Origin of the sequence: Bowmanella dokdonensis (assembly GCF_017254865.1) — a bacterium.
Taxonomy (GTDB): Bacteria; Pseudomonadota; Gammaproteobacteria; order Enterobacterales; family Alteromonadaceae; genus Bowmanella; species Bowmanella dokdonensis.
The window spans coordinates 1-442 of sequence record NZ_JAFKCV010000095.1 but is presented as its reverse complement, the minus strand read 5'-3'; the positions used below and the strand labels follow the sequence as shown (position 1 = coordinate 442).

1 protein-coding gene is annotated in these 442 nt (G+C 55.4%); it reads left to right on the top strand.

What is annotated here, in order from left to right; genetic code table 11:
- Nucleotides 1-442: DbpA RNA binding domain-containing protein (locus J0A66_RS21705; RefSeq protein WP_206575937.1), on the top strand; the 442-nt coding region annotated here is incomplete at both ends.

The window sequence follows — 442 nt, the reverse complement described above, 5'->3', positions numbered from 1 at the left end:
AAGCGACGCCGGAAGTATTAATGGCAGCGCTGGCGAAGATCGCTCAAGGTGAAGAGCCTCTGTTACTGAAAGAATCTGACCGCCCGGATCTGTCCGAGCGTGCGCCACGAGGTGATCGTCCTGAGCGTGGTGACAGATTCCGTGATCGCGGCGAAGGCCGTGGGCGTGGCGACAGAGGTGGAGAGCGCACAGAACGTGGCCCCCGTCGTCGCAGCACACCGGATGAAGGCATGCAGCGTTACAAACTGGAAGTTGGTCATGCCCATGGTGTCAAACCAGGCAATATCGTCGGCGCTATTGCCAACGAGGCTGGCATAGAAAGCAAACATATTGGTGCTATCGAGATTTATGACAATTACAGCACGGTAGATTTACCTCAGGGTATGCCAGCTGAAATCCGTCAAATCCTGCAAAAAGCCAGGGTTGCCGGCCAACGCATGAA